Source organism: Paenibacillus prosopidis, from assembly GCF_003337375.1.
GTDB lineage: Bacteria > Bacillota > Bacilli > Paenibacillales > Paenibacillaceae > Pristimantibacillus > Pristimantibacillus prosopidis.
The window spans coordinates 111,574-130,401 of record NZ_QPJD01000008.1 but is presented as its reverse complement, the minus strand read 5'-3'; the positions used below and the strand labels follow the sequence as shown (position 1 = coordinate 130,401).

Annotated in this window: 12 protein-coding genes; 2 read left to right on the top strand and 10 right to left on the bottom strand. The window is 42.8% G+C overall.

Annotated elements, in window-relative coordinates; all coding sequences use genetic code 11:
* Positions 1 to 2: 2 nt before the first annotated feature.
* From DFP97_RS14170 to DFP97_RS14160, 3 genes are all read right to left on the bottom strand, one after another.
* A complete protein-coding gene (locus DFP97_RS14170; RefSeq protein ID WP_114380815.1) occupies positions 3 to 875 on the bottom strand; it encodes a carbohydrate ABC transporter permease in 873 nt (290 codons plus the stop codon).
* A 74-nt stretch (positions 876 to 949) separates the two neighbouring features.
* The gene (locus DFP97_RS14165; RefSeq protein WP_114380813.1) at positions 950 to 2,290 is read right to left on the bottom strand and encodes an ABC transporter substrate-binding protein; all 1,341 of its coding nucleotides are present in this window, start codon (positions 2,288 to 2,290) and stop codon (positions 950 to 952) included.
* Between the two features lie 274 nt (positions 2,291 to 2,564).
* A complete protein-coding gene (locus DFP97_RS14160) occupies positions 2,565 to 4,643 on the bottom strand; it encodes an RICIN domain-containing protein (RefSeq protein WP_181873525.1) in 2,079 nt (692 codons plus the stop codon).
* Between the two features lie 330 nt (positions 4,644 to 4,973).
* Between DFP97_RS14160 and DFP97_RS14155 the strand changes: the two genes are divergently transcribed.
* Positions 4,974 to 6,707 (top strand): sensor histidine kinase, encoded by a 1,734-nt coding sequence (locus tag DFP97_RS14155; protein ID WP_181873524.1) that lies wholly within the window; start codon positions 4,974 to 4,976, stop codon positions 6,705 to 6,707.
* A complete protein-coding gene (locus tag DFP97_RS14150) occupies positions 6,700 to 8,310 on the top strand; it encodes a response regulator (protein WP_181873523.1) in 1,611 nt (536 codons plus the stop codon). The genes DFP97_RS14155 and DFP97_RS14150 overlap by 8 nt, the downstream gene beginning before the upstream one ends.
* A 378-nt stretch (positions 8,311 to 8,688) precedes the next feature.
* Here DFP97_RS14150 and DFP97_RS14145 read toward each other — a convergent pair whose 3' ends face one another.
* The 7 genes from DFP97_RS14145 to DFP97_RS14115 all read right to left on the bottom strand — a co-directional run bounded on the left by DFP97_RS14145 (position 8,689) and on the right by DFP97_RS14115 (position 18,737).
* A complete protein-coding gene (locus tag DFP97_RS14145) occupies positions 8,689 to 10,230 on the bottom strand; it encodes a GH35 family beta-galactosidase (RefSeq protein ID WP_114380805.1) in 1,542 nt (513 codons plus the stop codon).
* A gap of 54 nt (positions 10,231 to 10,284) precedes the next feature.
* Positions 10,285 to 11,787 (bottom strand): ABC transporter substrate-binding protein, encoded by a 1,503-nt coding sequence (locus DFP97_RS14140; protein WP_114380803.1) that lies wholly within the window; start codon positions 11,785 to 11,787, stop codon positions 10,285 to 10,287.
* Between the two features lie 189 nt (positions 11,788 to 11,976).
* Complete coding sequence (locus tag DFP97_RS14135) at positions 11,977 to 12,864, bottom strand: carbohydrate ABC transporter permease (RefSeq protein ID WP_114380802.1); 888 nt, start codon at positions 12,862 to 12,864, stop codon at positions 11,977 to 11,979.
* Positions 12,865 to 12,881: 17 nt separating this feature from the next.
* A complete protein-coding gene (locus tag DFP97_RS14130; RefSeq protein ID WP_425453528.1) occupies positions 12,882 to 13,784 on the bottom strand; it encodes an ABC transporter permease in 903 nt (300 codons plus the stop codon).
* A gap of 227 nt (positions 13,785 to 14,011) precedes the next feature.
* Positions 14,012 to 15,595 carry a response regulator transcription factor gene (locus DFP97_RS14125; protein WP_114380800.1) on the bottom strand — a complete coding sequence of 528 codons (1,584 nt, stop codon included), beginning with the start codon at positions 15,593 to 15,595 and terminating at the stop codon, positions 14,012 to 14,014.
* Positions 15,592 to 17,337 (bottom strand): sensor histidine kinase, encoded by a 1,746-nt coding sequence (locus DFP97_RS14120; RefSeq protein WP_245976231.1) that lies wholly within the window; start codon positions 17,335 to 17,337, stop codon positions 15,592 to 15,594. The genes DFP97_RS14125 and DFP97_RS14120 overlap by 4 nt, the downstream gene beginning before the upstream one ends.
* A 539-nt stretch (positions 17,338 to 17,876) precedes the next feature.
* Positions 17,877 to 18,737 carry a polysaccharide deacetylase family protein gene (locus DFP97_RS14115; protein WP_245976259.1) on the bottom strand — a complete coding sequence of 287 codons (861 nt, stop codon included), beginning with the start codon at positions 18,735 to 18,737 and terminating at the stop codon, positions 17,877 to 17,879.
* Positions 18,738 to 18,828 lie beyond the last annotated feature (91 nt).

Genomic DNA, 18,828 nt, shown 5'->3' with positions numbered 1-18,828 from the left:
AATCACCCACTGATCCTGATAATCTTCTTCTGCAGTATATAGACGACAACGGTTATAAACATTAACATAATGCCCAGTGCTGATGCCAGTCCCACATGACTGAATTGGAAGGCTTCCTTGACGGTGTACACTACGAAGGTGGAGCTCTCGTAACCTGGTCCTCCGTTAGTCATCAGGAAAGGAATTTCGAAGGCAGCAAGCACTCCCCGGACATTCAGGAAGAGAACAAGTTCAATAATCGTTTTGATCCCTGGTACCGTAATATGCCGAAACATTTGGAATTTGTTCGCACCATCGATTTCTGCCGCCTCGTAGTATTCTTTGGGAATCGACATGATCCCTGCGATAAAAAAGACGACATGCTGTCCACAATACCTCCACAAAGATACAAATACTAAGGTGAAATTAATGACTCGGTAATCCCCCAACCAGTCCTGCTTCAGGCTGCTCAGATGCAGGGCATCCAATATGGCGTTGAACCCGCCGCTTGGCGAAAAGAAGAACGAGAAAGCAAGCGCTACCGCCACACCATTAATTATATAGGGCATAAACACAATGGATTTGAAAAATCGGCTCCCAATTACCGCGCCGCACAACATGGAAGCGACGGCAATTTCAAAAGGAATTGCAGCAAGGTGGCCGATGAAGTAATACCCATTGTTTCTTAAGGAAAGCCAGACATCTCCCGAATCCAGAAATATAGTCTTGAAGTTATCGAGTCCGATATATTGGAAAGATTTTGAATATCCGTCCCAATCCGTCAAGCTAAGCTGAAACAGCTTGAAGGTCGGCAAAAGCATAAACACGCCGAGCAAAGCGAGCGGAATAAACAAAAAGGAGAAAATGATCAATTTTCTTTGAAGACTATAATTCATCCTGCCGCACTCCTTTTATGAAAGAAGATTGCTGCGTCCATAGCGCAGCAATCTTCTCCCGAAGCTTCTATTCACTATTGAATGCCTAGTTTTTTTCTTGCCGATGTCCATTTTTTATTCAAGTCTTCAAAAATCGGTCTGAAATCTTTTCCGGCAAGCATCTGTTGGCCGATGGCGTTGCCATCCCATTTCGTTTCGTTAGAAAGCTTTACGGCGTCTTCGTTCCCATCCTTTATAAAGAAAGGAGTCACGTCAAGCGTTTTCGCTGTAGTTGTAAATAGATTGTCCGCTTCAATGCCATTAATGGTTGAACTCATCGTTCTTTCCGTCAGGTACTCCTTATAGATTTCCTCGCTAAAATACCATTCGAGCACTTTCTTCGCTTCTTCGATATGCTTGCTGTTTTTCGAGATCCCGAATGGCAGATCCACCACGGTTACTTGCCTGTTAGTTTCACTTTTGTCGTTTACGACTGGAAGCGGGAAGAGTCCCACGTCGTTAATATCTCCACCATACTTGACATAATCCGGATAATAATACTGTCCGATAACGATCATTCCCGCTTTTTTGCTGGCGAACAATTGGCCTGCTTCCGAATAGCCGATGCCAAGGGCTTTACCGGTCGCTCCTGTCTGGTATAGCTTCTCAACCATTTCAAATGCTTTGTAGTAATTGCCATCGGGACTAAAAGGCGTATCCGTCTTCGCTGCTTCGGAAGCGGTGTTGTCGTCGTTGAAGAATGTGTTCGGGCCAAAACCTATAAACGGATATTGTGTCCAGGCATCTTTCGCTCCCAGCGCCACCCCTTGGTATTTACCGCTGTCTTGAATTGCTTTGGCGGTGCTGACAAATTCGTCCCAGGTTTGCGGCACCTGAAGCCCCAATTCCGAAAATACCGATTTCCGATAATAGACCCATTCTGAAAATTGTTTCATCGGCAAACCATAATATTTACCTTCGCCAGCCTTGTTGACCTCAAGCTTGTCCACGGACTTATTCATTGTTACGAGCGGATCGTCCGCATTCCAGAGGTACAAAGAATCTTTCAACTGCAGCACATGATCCGGTTTCATATAGAACAGGTCAGGCATTTCGTTTGCGGCTTGTCGAATCTTTAAAGTTTTTAACAACTCATTCGAATCCTTGACGGACTGAATGTCCAGCGTGACGTTTGGCAGAGCTTTTTTGAAGGCATCTTCTTGGCTCTTCTTTTGCCAGTAGTCCAAATCTTCCGCGAAGATCTCTACGGTGAGTGTAATTCTTTCTTTGCTGGGTGAAGCCGATTCCACCTGATTGCCTGACCCTTGCGATTCTTGTGCGTCCTGGTTGGAACCGCATCCCGCCAATGCCGTTGCCGTGATTGCAAGCGAAGCCAGCGCGATGCAAATTCCTTTAAACTTTTTAGCAATTCCCATGGTGTATCCCCCATCTATCAATTTTGAAGCGGTGTTGTCACCGCCTTGATTTTAATTATAAGTATACCGCGTTTGAGCAGCCATGATTTATCTTGTCTCTTTTTGATGCTTCTTTACCTGCTTACAAAGTCATATTGATTAAAAAAATCGCAATATTTCGATACGTTCCAGTTTGTAATGTTGTTCAAAAAAAATCCCCCCTACGATGGTAGGAGGAAAGCAGTTTTAATGGGGCAGCTATAGCCTTGTTCCATAATTCTTGACTTTATATTACTTAGTTTTTGAAAAACTCAACATCATCGAAATTTATCCATTGATTGGCACTGGCATCAGACCAAAAACCAACTGTAATTTGACCATTCGTTACGTTAATGTTAGGGATTGTTATTTGAGTATAATAGCTGGAAGTCGGTATGTTAGCTGTAAGTTCGGCAGAACCAAAATCTTTAGCACTCATCCATGCTTGATTCTGACCGCCGCTTCCTTTTACATATGCACGAAGCGTATAAGTCCCATTAGCCAAACCTGTAAAAGTCTGGTATGTGTAAGCCTTGTATGAAGTGTTTTTCCAATGTGTACCATGCCAATTACCAGAATGGGCACCACCAACGGTTTCAACATATGAAGCATTGGTACTATTTGTCCATGTCGTCCATGAAGCTGGCGAGGCCGTCCATGCTTGATCCGCTTCAAAGCTTGGGTTTTGAATCTTATTAAGAATAGTATTGGAAGGCAATACATCTGTGAATTGGATTTGCCACTCTTGAGAGGCAGATTCATTATTCGCTATCTGTCCAATTTGTGCCCCATTGGCAGTCGAGCCCTGATTAACGTTCAGATATCTTCCGCTGTTTTTATTTTTTATTTTATAGAAGCCGTTTGTTTGAAGCTCTAGCGTCCATAACTGCTCGTCCCCTGAGTAATACGGCCACTGAATGGCATTTCCGCCATCTCCAGTCCAACTACTGCCCATGGATATTGCCTGATTGCTTTTTGTATTAATAATTCCATAATAACCATCCCCCGCGTTTATCAAATACCAATTCTGTTCAGTGCCGTATGTGTCACTCCATTGAATGATATTAGTTCCATTTTCCATGGATCCGCCACTAACTGCTAGAGGCTTTATACTGTTTTTATTCACTAGTTTATAGGAATACCCTGACCCAACTTGAAGTGTCGTTTTTTCAAAAGTGATCCTGCTCTTATTCGTGCCCGGAAGATCAATATTGTTAATATGATAAATGGATTGTCCATCAGGCGATAAGGCCATGCTGTGACTGTATCCCGTCATATTGTTTGATGTATAGGTAAGCGGTCCTTGCATCCTATACCAAGGCCCTATTCCGTAATTATAATTCACAAAGTAATCGCTGCCACGGGAAGAAAGCGGAACTTGGAATTTGCCTGAAACAATTAATGTACCCTTCGGTCCTCCTACAGGTGACCAGACGACATAGGGACTCGAGCCAGGAGTAACGCCATCAACCGATGTAAGCTTTGTTCCTATATTTAACGGATCCCCCCAGTTGACTCCGTCGTTTGAAAATCTAAAATGAATAGGATTTGCATTCATGCCGACAACTTCATACACCATCATATATTGACCATTTCCCATCTTAGTTACGACAGGCATCCCAGGTCGCAGAGATGAATCTGCCAAGGCTACATCTTCAACAACGGGCCCCCAAGTGTATCCTCCATCCGTCGAAACCTGGTGAACAAGCTTTTGGCTGTGCAATTCATGCTCCCGTTCATCCGAGTAATAACATACTAAATTACCGTATTTATCAATTGCAAAAAACGGTTCCCATATCGGGTGATCATAGTCGCCGGCTTGTGCAATGTTACTCATAAATTGCCATGTAAGCCCATGATCATCGCTTCGATATAGATCTATTTTTCCATATCGGTGCACCCAATTGCTACCAAATTGAACACTGTACCCTGCAGCCAATATGGTCCCCTCAGGAACATTGCCAATCGTCTGCGGCATCTCGAACAATTGCGGCTGCCAAACCATTCCCCAATTGTTTTGCGTATCCACGATATCAGATAGATGGGTCCAAGTTTTCCCGTCATCCGTGCTTCTATAGATAGGAAATACCGGTTTATTGCCCGTGTTGCCAGGGGATTGCTCAAAAGTGGCTAGTAAGGTGCCATTCGCTGAACCGCTATGGTTAAGTTGAATAAGCCTAGGGTAATTTGCTCCAACATCGTTACTATCAACGACTATATTAGGATCCGGTATAAAAATATCAACCTGATTGCTAGCCGCAAAAATTGAACTTGTAAATAATAAGCAAAAACATACAACCATCATGGAAATTGAAACTAGTTTTTTTGACCTCATGTTTTGATCCATCCTTTTCAATAAGATAGATTGATTTTATGATAACGCTTCCATTTTGGAAATGATCTATTTTGCTGCTTTTTGATCTTTTTATACTCCCAACCTTTCCCTATTCATTTCTTTATAAACATAGCTGTAAAATAGCGATGTGTGTGATAGCATATGACTTATAAAATATTAAATGGTTATGTTAACAATTGGATTAATTACGATTGCGGCAGGTGACTAGCTATATTAAAACTCATTAAACGCAGAGTGCTTGTGAAGTTTATCGTCATCTTTCTGCTCTTTATCCCTGCTCCACTGATCCTAGCCGGAGGAATGTTATATTTGACTTTTGTAGATACGTTGATCAGTACTAATACGAACAAAAATCTTCAGCTCACGGAGCAAATCGCGAAAAAAATCGATGAAAATGTGCTTCGTTATATATATTCCAATTCCAGCATAATTTCAGAGACCAATGCCATGGATGCCTCGCCTGGCATCATCGAAAACATTAACAAGTGGCGCGCGGCAACCGACGATTACCAGAAATTAATGCTCTCAAGTCAAATCAACAGCCAGCTCAGCTCTTTTTTTAATTACACGACTGATTTGACTGGCATCACTTTTATCTTCAAAGATAACGAGTACTATACCTATAACGCACCGATCCCCGTCGAACCCGCTTTGCTGAAAAGCGCCTCCTGGTATTCGAATATGAAGGAGAACAATGAAAGCATCCGCGTTCTGGGGAGACTCAAAAATTCGTTGTATACCGGAAGCCGAGATAACGGCGAATATTCCATCGCGATTGCATCTTTCGTCAATAACGCAGCATACGTAAACCCTTCGGAAGTTGAATTGATTTACATCACGTTTAAGGAGAACACTTTCGAAAAGGTATACTCCGGCATCCAATTAAGCAAAGTGGGCAGGATAGATATCCTGACGCCAGAAGGCGAACCCGTTTCTTCGAAAGACGACAAAATCACAAACATTCAGAGGCAACAGCATCTTTTCTCCAAAGACTACGGATCATTGAATTATCATATGGATAACGACAAATTATTAATGACTTATTACACCGTCCCGTCAACCCATTGGAAGGTCGTCAATACCATCTCGTATAACGAGCTGACCCAAGATGTTAATCGAGTCATGCTTATCATTATCGGAGTGTTTGCATTTATCATATTGTTGTTTGTAACCGTATTCTTTACTTCAATAACCAAGACGGTTGTCAATCCAGTTAAAAAGCTTATACGCCAAATGTCCCTTGTCGAGAAGGGTGACCTGAACACCCTCGTCCCTGTACACGGACAAGATGAACTGGCCCTTTTGAACAAGACCTTTAACCGGATGGTCGGAGAAATAAACAATCTGATCACAAACATTGATATTGAGAAAACGGAGAGATTACAGCTTGAAATCAAATCGTTGCAATATCAGATAAATCCGCATTTTTTGCTCAATACGCTCAACTCCATCACGATGATGGCCGATATCCACGGAGTGGACAATATCAAAATGATGACAGAAGCCTTATCCAAACTGCTGATCAATACCTTGTCTCGGGACGGTGTATATACAACGATCGCCGGGGAGTATGAAACGCTTCAGAGTTACGCCTATTTCATGAAATTCAGATACGGGGATCGGTTTGATATTACCTTCAACGTACCACCCGAAATAAGCCAGTGTTACATGCTGAAACTACTGCTGCAGCCGATTGTAGAGAACTCCATTCTGCATGGCATGGTCGATGTGTTCGAGAAACTGGAAATCGGAATCTTTGCTCGGCAAGCGGGCCAATCATTAGAGATCCGTGTGGTTGATAACGGAATCGGTATGACTCCTATTCAAGCAGCAGGACTAGTGCAAAATAGAATGGAAACTAACTCCAATCACGGTTTTAACAAAATAGGGGTAAACAATGTCCATCAACGAATCAAGTTGAACTTCGGAGAAGCATATGGACTGACGATTCAAAGCGAGCAGGGCAAAGGCACTACGGTTATACTAACGCTTCCGTTGATTAATGATGATTCCCTACCTACAAGGAGTGCGGCATATGCATAGAGTCCTACTCATCGATGACGAACCGCTAGTCAGAATGACGATCAAATCATTAGGTCCGTGGGAGAAATATGGCTTCGAAATGGCAGGCGAGGCACATGACGGTGCAGATGCGTTGGACAAGCTCAAAACCGAAAAGAGCTTCGACATTATCCTGACGGATATCAGCATGCCGAAAATGAACGGGATTGAGGTTATCCGGCAAATCCGAAAGTGGGACGATCAGATCCCTATTCTTGTCTTGAGCGCCTTCAACGACTACCCGTTTGTTCGACAGGCCTTCATGCTGGGCATTCAGGACTATATTCTGAAATCCGAGTTGAACTTCGAATCGTTGCTTAAGCTGATGCAGAAATCTTCCGATCTGATCTCAGCCGCGAAGCAAAACCACGAGGAACAACGGAGTAACAATGTGTATTTAAAGCAAAAATTTCTAGAGAATTTGTTGAATGGGTTGATCCCAAGTGACATCGACAATAAAATCGCTGCTTATCAGATTCAGCTAACAAAGGCGAATTTGAACGTTAGCATCATATCGGTAGATAATTATAAAGTCATGGAAGACAAATACGACAGTGTCGTGCTTACAAATATCAACCTCTCAATATTGAACGTATTCAATCAAAAGACCTCGGAATTTAAAATGGGCGAGTTAATCGTGATTGGAAAAGGCAAATACGCATTAATCAGCAGTATTAATCATGAGAATAGCATGGCCGTTGTGCATCGGAAGCTAAGCTACTTCCTTAACAACGTGAAGCAGGCACTGTTCATGTTCCTGAATATATCCGTAACCATCGGCGTCAGCAGCACTCAAAATGGTTATCTGCACATCCCTTCTTTGTATGTGCAGGCCCTGGCTGCTAACGAACTAAAACTCCTATACGGGAAAGGGAAAATTATCTACGAACACGATCTCTCCCAGATCGAAAATACTTCGCATGGAAGTCTGACAGGCAAAGAAAGAGAGATCATCCAAGCTTTATTCAGCCAAGACCAGCATCAGTTGAAAGCCGAGATTCAAAATATGGTCCAATACACGAAAAGCCTGAACCCCGCGAGTATCAATATGGCCCATAGCCTGTATTTGGAGTTTATTTATATCATTATGGGTCATTTATATCAAAAAGATATTTTTGCCGAGGATATTTTTAAGAAGGACATTAATTTTATGGAACATATTACTAAGTATGAAACACTTGATGAAATGAACAGGTATCTTGAACATATTTTATTATCGATATTTGATGAAATTAGCCATAGAAATGAACATGTCTCCTCTAAAATCAGGAAAGCAAAAGAATATATGAAGCAGCTTTACCGCGAGGACATCACGTTGAAGTCGGTTAGCGAGCAAATTCAAGTCAGTGAGACCTATCTGAGCCGATTATTCTCGTCAGAAACAGGAGAAAGCTTTATCGGCTATTTAACCCGCCTGCGAATCGAAGCGGCTATGGATCTGCTCAAAAACAGCCAACTGACGATTCAGCAAATTAGCGAGCAGATCGGCTATGCCAACCCTGAGCATTTTAGCCGGATTTTTAAGAAGAACGTAGGATGCAGCCCGAATAAGTTTAGAAATGAGATGTTTTCGAAAAATGAATGAACGGGCTCTCACAGGGTGACGATTTATACGAAAGCAAATGCCGAAGTCATGAGCCGGTAACTATCAGGTGAGAGAAAATAAAGATGTTTAGCAAAGAGGCGAATAAGTGTCCGGAATGAAAATAAAGTTGTTTAATGGTACTTGGCAGCCGGATCGTCATACCGTCCAAAAAAGTAACAAACTAAAAAAGTCCCAACCTTGCAATGCAGCAAAGTTGGGCACTTTCGTATTTTTATATTAGAATCTGTTCTATTACTTCCGGTTATCCAACTCTGTCTGTATCCAAAGCCCTTTAAGCCATCCTTATCCCTTCGTATCGCTTATTTAATAGCCCCCTTCTCCGAAACCAGGTTTTGAAGAAACGGCCTTGCTGATAGATTAATTATATTTATACATCTCCACTTTAAGAGCAGCTGGTTTTCGACCTATCGAAATCATATAAGCAGCTTCATCACCGTTCAATACTCTACCTCTAATCCATTGATCATTCATAAACTCGCCTTCCTCGATTTGAATGTAGCCGATCTTATCCGTTTCTCCCGATTTCGGAAGAAATTCCACCGAGAACCCGATTCCCGCGAATAGAAACTCATCCTCGTTAACCTCGATAATCAGCCCCCCTGAAACTGGCTTGCCGTCCTCCTGCCGTTTATAGGTAAGCTTCACATCATATTTCGAGAAAGTCAGCAAGCATCCACTGTTATGATGCTGCAGGAAACCGGTCATTTTCCCAGTACCCCGATACCGGTTAATAATACCCATCATATTGCCGAGCAATCTATAGCTTTCGGCGAGATATGGTCCGGTACCATTTAAAATGAAGGCCGACATATCGATATTAAGTGCCATCATGATTCCGAAATCCGGTCCGTCTTCATTTGTCGCTGTAGCAAGAAAATCCTCAATACCGAACGGGGCAAAGCATAGTGCATTATGCTTTCCGATAGCGTAAAATACGTTCGTTGCCGACACCATATCTCTTCTTGCTTCCGGAATGAAGAGAGGATTGCCGTCTGCCGTATATTCTTCGCAAACCTCAGCAAAATTAGGTAAATAAATATCTGGCGCATACAGACAGATGGTCGGAGCGGCGTGCTTCCATATTTTCATAACCTTCGCAATTGGACCGCCGCTCGGATAAGTGCCTGCCTTCCAAGGGTATTGCTCCAGCCATGCGTTAACAAACATTGGCAGCGGATACGCTTTCGAACCGGATTTAGCAATTTTCTCTATAGCGCAAGCATAGTGATAGGCCATGAAATTTTCAGCGGCTGCTTCACCAAATACCTCTTTCCAGTTCCCGTTATTACTATATAGGGCAGCAAGGCCCGATGGAATAACCTCTTCAAATTGCTTGTTAGCCTTATCCGAGTAATCTCTTTCCGCCCCCAGAAAACCAATTTCGTTCTCGATCTGCATCATAATGACGGTTTGCTCCTCCCCGTCTATATCCTTCAAATGCTTCATCAGAGAATGAAACGCCGTAGCGTCCGCTTCAACGGCTGCGTCGCATAACGGTGAAATCGTATCCGATGCCGCTCCGCCCGGATAACGCGCTCTGAAATAGGATTGATAATCTTTTTTTATCCAGGAAGGCGCATAAGTAGATCGACCATTTTTCCACAGCCCGAACCATAGCAGGATAAGTCTTACGCCTTCTTCTCTTGCCTGCTCGATAATGCCGTCAACCAGAGCAAAGTCATACTGACCTTGAACGGGCTCCATTAGTTCCCAAAATACAGGCACGATCACGGTATTCAAATGCAAGCCTCGTAAGTTCGGCCAAACTTTCGTCTTCATATATTCGAGACTGGACGAACTGGAGTTATGAATCTCACCGCTTAAAGCGATATAGGGTGCTCCGTCCACGTACAAAGTTGTTAATCCATCCTCATTTTTGAGATAGGGTAATTGCTTCATTTAGATTCTCCTTTGAACGAGAGCCCCAATTCAGTAGTCCGGGGCTCATCTTTTTTATTTATTCGATTTCGCCCATTCATCCAGCTGTTTTTGCTTTTCAGCTATAATTTTGTCGATTCCTGCTGATTTCAGCTTCGAAATAAATTCAGGAAGGTATTTGCTCGGATCCATCATGCCCGTTTCAAGTGCGAGACGGAATTCCTGACTGACAGCTGTCACAGCTGCAAACTCCGTTTTCACTGAGTCAACGTCAAATATAAATCCTAAAGCTTTGGATTTTAACGCTGAAGAATTGAATTCGTCCATTTGACTCCAAATGTCAGGGTTGTCGCCTTCAAAGGTGTAAGAAAGAAATTGGTTACCAAACATCCAGCCCATGAACAAATTATATCCGCTGTTCGTCCCGTCGACGCCTTGTGGAAATTTGATAACGTTATCCGATACTTTCTCGAAATGCTTGCCTTCGATTCCCCAATCGAATAGATTTACGATTTCTTTATCCGTATACATAAGATTTAAAAATTGCATCGCTTTATCAGCATTGTTGCTGCTGCCTGGAATCCCCCACATAACGCCAATAATAGAAGCTGTTGTAGCAACAGGCTGGGTAAATGGAACGGATACAACGGCAACGCCGTTCTTTGTTTCCTGTTCATCAAAACCAGGCTTCGTATTTGCCAAGTAGCCGAAGCCGCGATTCGATTTCAATAGATCGAACTGACTGTCTTTATTCGTCGCTGCATCCTTTAGGATGTATCCTGCTTTGTACCAGCTATGAATTTTGTTCAATAGACCTGCGTATTCGGGCATTTCGTACAAATTAACGACCTTCAAACCATTATCGAAATTTGGTAATACACCGAACGTATCTCCCAAGCTATCATAAGTAACATAGCTCTCTGCGATCGATCTTCCAACTGCGGCTGGTATAAGAGGTGCCATGGTTGGCTCGTTTTCTTTAATCGTCTTCAAAACAGCTTCCACATCATCTAATGTTTTAATGGACGTAACATCAATTTTATATTTATCGACCATGTCCTTCCTCATCGTAAACGAATAAGTCGTTGCGAGATCGCGGTTCGAAGGGACACCGTAAGTGATTCCATCTATTTTGCTGGCAGATAAATAAGCAGGATCGAATACTTTCTTGATCCCTTGACCATGCTCTTCAATCAATTTATCCAGCGCCGTCAATTGGCCCTTGGCCACCTTAAGTGGATACGTATTGCCGGTCAGCATCATTAGATCAATCTTCTCTCCGCTTGTCAGCATCAGATTCGTCTGCTGATCCCAAGCGCCGAAATTAATCGGAGTCAGCTTGACAGTAGCGTTAATCTTCTCCAAAGCCAATTTGCTGATTTGATCTTGTACAGCTTGCAGATCGGTCGGCACACCGCCAAAAATAGGAAATACAATATTTAGCTCGTAAGGCTTTTCTCCTCCGCTTCCAGAATTGCTTACCGTTTCACCATTGCTGTCTCCATTTGAAGAACATGCGGATAGCAATATCATGCAAAGAGCCATTAATGCGGAAAACCACTTCATTTTCTGAACCATCGTGAATCCCCCATTTTCATTGTGTATGGTATAACCAGCGATTTGTTAGCGATTGCATTGCGATTTCATTGAAACCCGCTGGCTTGTGTTCTCATTATATAATCATGCTTTCCAGCACTCTGCTCCAAACTCGACCTCTCATTTTCACCTTATCGACTTTGTGCTCGTTCCCTCGGATCAAAAAATCTTTTATCCTTTCACCGCTCCGATCGTAATTCCTTTTATGAAGTACTTCTGGAAAAAAGGATAAGCAATCAATATTGGAATAGCACCAACTACGGCAATTGCCATACGTACTGAAGTGCTTGGCAGCTGCTGTGCTGAACCGCTAGCTCTCGAGTCCGCCATCCCACTCGATAAAAACTGTATGTCCGTCAGTATTCGGTTCAAAATGTTTTGAATGCTGAACAGCTGCGGGTCTGTCAAATAAACAAGCCCATTAAACCAGTCATTCCAATAGGCGATCGTCTGGAATAATCCGATGGTGGCCATTATTGGCATCGAGAGCGGAATGACAATTGAAAAAAATGTCCTGAATTCTCCTGCTCCATCGATATTTGCAGACTCGATAACCGGCAGCGGAATGGAGGTCATGAAAAACGTCCGCATGAGCAATACATTAAAGCCATTCATTAGCAGCCCTGGAATAATCAGCGCCCAAATCGTGTTTTTCATATCAAAATATTGCGTGTAGATCAGGTATGTCGGAACTAGACCTCCATTGAATAGAAGCGTGAAGAATACGAAGAAGGCAAGCGGATTTTTTACCGGGAAGTCTCCTCTGGACATCGGATAGGCAAGCAGGGATGTAATCGCTAGACTAGTCGCCGTGCCAGTCAGCGTAATAAATATCGTTATCCCGTAAGCCCTAAAAATTTCTTCGGATGCTTTCCCTAAATATTCATAAGCGGAAAAGCTCCACTCCTGCGGGAAAAACGAATACCCATTGCTAAGGATAGATTGCTCGCTCGTCAATGAGGATACGACCAGCAGCAGGAACGGTATAAGGCAAGCACCCGAAATGATGATCATCGTAATATGGCCAACCGATTGGATCATCCGATTTTCTGCATTCATAATTGTTAAGCTCCTCTCTAGAACAAAGCGTTATCACTGTTGATTTTGCGAACGACATAGTTGGAAATTAGAACTAATACAAAACCGACAATCGATTGGTATACGCCAGCAGCAGACGACATCCCAATATCACCAAGCTGCATCAAGCCTCGATAGACATATGTGTCAATAACGTTTGTTGTGCTGTTCAATGCACCGGCGTTGAGCGGAACCTGATAGAACAGGCCGAAGTCAGAATAGAAAATGCGCCCGATCGCCAGCAGCGTCATCATCGTAATAACCGGCATAATTAGAGGGATCGTTATCAACAAAATTTGCTTCCATTTGGACGCGCCGTCGAGCGTTGCTGCTTCAAAATACTCCTGATCGATGCCTATTATTGCAGCCAAGTAAACTACGCACAGAAATCCTGCACTTTTCCAAACATTGATGACGGTTAAAATAAATGGCCAATATTGCGATTCCGTGTACCAAGAAATTTCGTTTAGCCCGAGCATTGGAAGAATCGTTTTGTTTATAAATCCAGTTTCAGCGCTTAATAAAGCGAATGCAAGATAGCTGACAATGACCATGGAAATAAGATGCGGTAACAAAATAATGCTCTGATAAAACCGCGACAGAAATCGATTTCGAATTTCATTGAGCAGAATAGCGATGCCTACAGCTACAATTAAATTAATAATGATAAATGCGGTGTTGTACAAGATCGTATTTCTCGTAATGATGAAGGCATCGCTTGTCTTAAACAAATACTCAAAATTTTTGAAGCCGATCCATTCACTGCCCAATATGCCCTTCGAAAAATTAACATCCTTGAAGGCGATTACGATTCCGAACATTGGTAAATAGTTGTTGATGATTAAATACAAAATACCCGGCAGCGTCATCAATATTAGCGGCATATATTTCTTTAGTTTCATGGCTTTTTTCTTCACGCTGATCTGCTTCTCTTGTGCCCTCATGACCTGTGTCATCGAACAATCCTCCCTTTCCTCAACTCACTTGTTGTATATTCTCTATAGTAATGCGAATGGAACAAGCCAACTGCTCCGTGATCGACCTTTCATTTGCCTGATCTCGACCAATAAGTATGTCGATATAAATAAAAAAACGACCGGAACGGTCGGCTTTTTGTTTAAATTTAGGACTACGTGAGAGACTTAAGCCTATATTCTAACGGATTCATCCCGGTATGCTTCTTAAATCTCCTCGAAAAATGCGACAGATTCGAATATCCGACGCTTACAGCTACCCTGCTGACTGGCATCTCCGTTTTCAGCAGCAACGATTCCGCAAATTTTAGACGCTCCAACACAAGCAATTCCCTTACGGACATTCCTTTCTCTCTCTTGCATAAGCGATCAAGATAATCCGGATTTAAATGCACCTGCTGGGCGATCTCTTCCCTGGTCAATGGCATGTCCAGATGCTGCGCGATAAATGCCATGATATGCTCTATCACGCTATGATTCGGGTCCTTTTCTTTCTTTAATGCTGATATAGTTTCCGTGAAGCCGGAAATCCATGCGAGGAAATCGGGAATCGATTTCGTTGCATTCTTGGACAGTTCCACCAGTTTGATATCTCCGAACAAAGATTGAAAAGGGGCACCTTCCTGTCTCATCATATAGTACTGAGTCTGTGTAATAAATTGCTGAAAAAGATACAAAGCGCTCGCGTCAAGCTCGAAAGCATGTGCAAGATTCACCAAGTAACGCTCCGCTTCCATCACGATTTTTTGCTGTGAGCCTTCACGCAGCAGCACCGTCCACATCTGCTGGTCCGGTTTTTGGATCGCCGAGCTAATGCGTAGCGGCTCGCTCCCAAGTCGCATAACTTTATTATTATGTGCCACGTTATTCCTCTGGGTAACGATCAGCTCATCAACTAGCTCAGGAAGCTGGTTCACATAAACCTGCCCTCCAATATAACAGGTCAGATCACAGAAGAAGTAACTGCGGCAAGCTGTGATATATTGCTCGCAAAGACGGTTTAGCTCTTGTTCCTTATAGTTAGCTTCATCAAAAGATATTATTGCGAGCAGAGATCCTTTTGTAAAAGGAATAACCTGGATTACGGAAGACTCGCCCTTCATGATCTCTTCAGCCGTGTTCTTTAACGCATATTCCAATATGCGTTCATCGCGTTGATTGATGGACTTGTGCCATCTCTGAATATTAATAAGCACAGGCACGAATTTATCTAATGCACAAAACGGTATACCGCGTTCCGTTGCAATTTTTTCGATATGAGAAGCTTGCAAAGAAATAGAACGATTCAATACATCAATCCAAAATCGCTCCATCAATATGGATTGATGACGAAACCACTTCTCGCCCAGGTTGGCGGTTTCTTTATCTTTAATAATTTTATCTGCTGCCTTCGCTACGACTATCTCAAGCTCCTCATACGGAAGGGGCTTCAATATATAATCCAAGCTGCCGAGCTTCATCGCCCGTTTGGCGAAATGGAAGTCAGCATGGCAAGTCATAATAATTGATTCCGTTGTCTCCGAATGTTCCCTCACCCATTCAAGCAGATCCAATCCGCTTCCTTGCGGCATTTCGATATCACATAGCATAATATCAACGGCCGTACCTTCGAAGAGTTCCTTCGCTTGTCGAATGTTGAATGCTGTGTACACACCTGTAATACCCAGCTTAGACCAATTAATATCGGATATAAGGCTGTCAATTACAATACTCTCGTCATCTACGATTAGCAGATTCATCCATTATTCACCTTCTTCAAGTTGTTTTGTTCGAGCGGCAAATAAATTTCAATGATGGCTCCGGAAGGATTTCCATTGTAAAATATGATATCTGCTTGTCCATCATATAGAAGATAAAGCCTCTGTTGAATATTACGAATGCCAATATGCTCGCCCTGATCGTCTCGAATCGGTTCATTTCCTCTAAGCCGTTGAAGCATTTCCTGGGAAAAGCCTTCACCCGTATCTCTAATTTTAATATGCACTCTCGATGCTACTTCGCTATGATCCATCCGAATGTCAATGAACAAGTATACGGGTGTATCCAATGTTACGGCATGTTTAATCGTATTTTCCACAAATGACTGGATAAGAAGAGGCGGGACAAAAACATCCGCAACGTTGTCATAAACTTCAATGGACGGAATAAGTCCAGTTGGCGACCGTAGTTCCTGAATTCGCAAATAATTCCGAACATGCTTCAGCTCATCCTGGAGCGGCACGACCGATAGATTGCTTCTGAACATATATCTGAAATATTGAACCAAGCAGAGTGTTATCTCCTCGATCACCTTCGTCTTACCCGAACGGGCAAGCGTATAAATGATGTTTAGTGAATTCATAAAAAAATGAGGATTGATTTGTAACTGCAGATGCTGCAGCTCTGCTTTTTGCTTATTGATCTGTTCTTCATAAACGCTAATACGCAGTTCCTCAATCTGACTCATCATATTATTAAACGAATTGTTTACGACCTGATACTCGTCACTTGTACGGTGAGGCTGTATGCGAATGTTCAAGTTCCCTTCTCCAATCAACTTCATTGCTGAGATGATTCGGTTGAGCGGACGCAGGACCGTTTTGCGCAGCATAATGAGGAAAACTGGCAGCAGTAAGATGGATCCCAGAGAGATAAAAGTGACAATTTGCTGCAAATAAGGCAAGTTTTCTAATATCTGTTCATCTGGAATGAGCGCTAACAAGCTGAAATTCCCCTTCATTGAGTGCTCGCCTACGACCAGAAAACGATTTTTATCCCCGGACATATAATAACTTTCGAAGTTTCTATTCAAATTGATACGATTCTCATTTACAAGCTCCGCATGAATCGTCGGTATACCTTTATCCGTCACCATCAAAGAAACGCCTTTCTCACCGAGATTTATTAGCTTTAAAGGCATCAGCAACTGATTGATATCTACCCATGCACCTACATAGGCATGTTCAGTAGCTAGTATACGTAACAAATAATATTCATCGCCAAGTTTTTGGATACTCCAATCTTTGGAAAGCTGATCAGTTGAATTAAGGTAATGCTTTAAATAATCACGCACCGCTTCTCTCTGATTATAAGAAGCGCTTAGGTTAATGCCTTCCAGCAAATCATCCTTTCCCATATATATAAACAAAGAGTCAATCGTTTTATAGACCAGCACATCATCGGACAATTTTCTGGACAGCCGGATTTGACTTAACAGTTCCTCTTTCGGAGAACGATTGTCCGATATGTTGTGCAAATCCAGATTGCTAGCCGCAAGACTGATTAAATAATTATCAACATCATCAAGGCGGTCATCGATCTGTCCCATATAGAGGGAAATCAAATTTTTATTCGATTGTGCAACCTGATCCCTAACGACGTCAATGGCATAAAAGGTGTTATATAGCAACAAAGCAAGTATGGGCAAAATAATAGCCATGACCAAAGCTGTCAACTTGAAGCGTAAGGAATTCCTCGATATATGTGGCAACAGAGCATTCACGGTAAGGACCTCCCAGAAAGCATTATGTCCATTTTATTAATCATTCTATATTATATTATCCTTAAATCACTACTCCAAACTCTACTTATCATTTGCTTCTGGACGACTTTATTAAAGACGTGCTTTTACTCGCTAACTTGACCTTGTAAGATTTCATACCGATTCGGAAAGGATGTATCCAAATTCCTCTTTCACCGGTTTGTTGATCCTGGAACTGAGCTCAAATAATAATACTTCATTCATTCGTGTTCCAGAGATTTTATTTACATTTCGCATTAAACTTGTATGAATATTCTAGTATTCTGCCTAGGGCTGCCGGTAATATATTTCAAGGAGAGATCAAATGTAGGCTAGACATTTCTAAAGGAGACACCTTGATATTTCTCCGAATTCGGTCGTGAGCGCCGATTTTCCTTCCGTGGAACAATTCAAAAAAACGGCCGCTGTTCGCATCGATTGCGACAGGGCCGTTTTTTCGTTTTCATAGGATAGCTTCGAATTGCTCTGATTTTCATTTTTTTGACGCTTTCGAAATATTTTTATTTCCTTTCCGGCAGATTAAACATTTGCGGAATCGTAACAAACTCCGCGCCTTCTCTCTTTAATCGGGGGATAAGTGCGTCCACCGCCTGGACCATCCCTGAGAGGTCCTGCGTCCAGTGACCGCCGCTGTGCATAAGAACGACGGCGCCCGGATGCAAATTACTCAAAACATTTTTCTGCACGGTAGCGGAATCGATCTGCGTCCAATCCATGGAATCGACAGACCAGCCGATGACGCTGAAATTCATTTTCCCAAATTCCGTTAGAAGCTGATCATTCACCCCCCCGTACGGTGCACGAAAGAGCTTCGGCGAATACCCTACCACTTTTTGAATTGCTGCGTCTGTTTGCGTAACCTCCCACCTCATGCGGTCAATGCTTTCCTGCCACAGTTTTGGATGCCAATACGTATGGTTACCTATAGAATGACCTTCCTGATGAATTCTTCTCGTTATATCTGGATGACCCTCTACTCTGGAGCCCATCAGGAAGAATGTCGCTTTCACATTATGCTTCTTAAGAACATCCAGCACTTGCGGGGTGAAACGGCGGTCAGGACCATCGTCAAACGTCAGCGCTATGCGATTTTTCTGCAAGGAACCGCGCAGCACAAGAATATTCGGGAATTTCTTCTGAAGCTCGTAATTGCTAATCGGGCGAAGAACGCGTTCCGTCGTCTCCGAACCTCCCGCCAGCGCATTCATGTTGCCGGCAACACTCGGCTCTATCCCATCGGCGGATTGTATTTCAAATCCGGAAGGCGCGTTTTGAGTGCGCGTATATTGCTCTTGACCAGCATTGGAACATGCGGAAAGAATAGAAAGGGCGATTATGATTGGTGTATAACATCTTTTCATTTTCAGCACTAAGGCACCTCCATGCAGATCATTTTCCTTCTATTTTGGATGATTTGACATGGAAATATTCGTAGATGGACATGCTGTTACG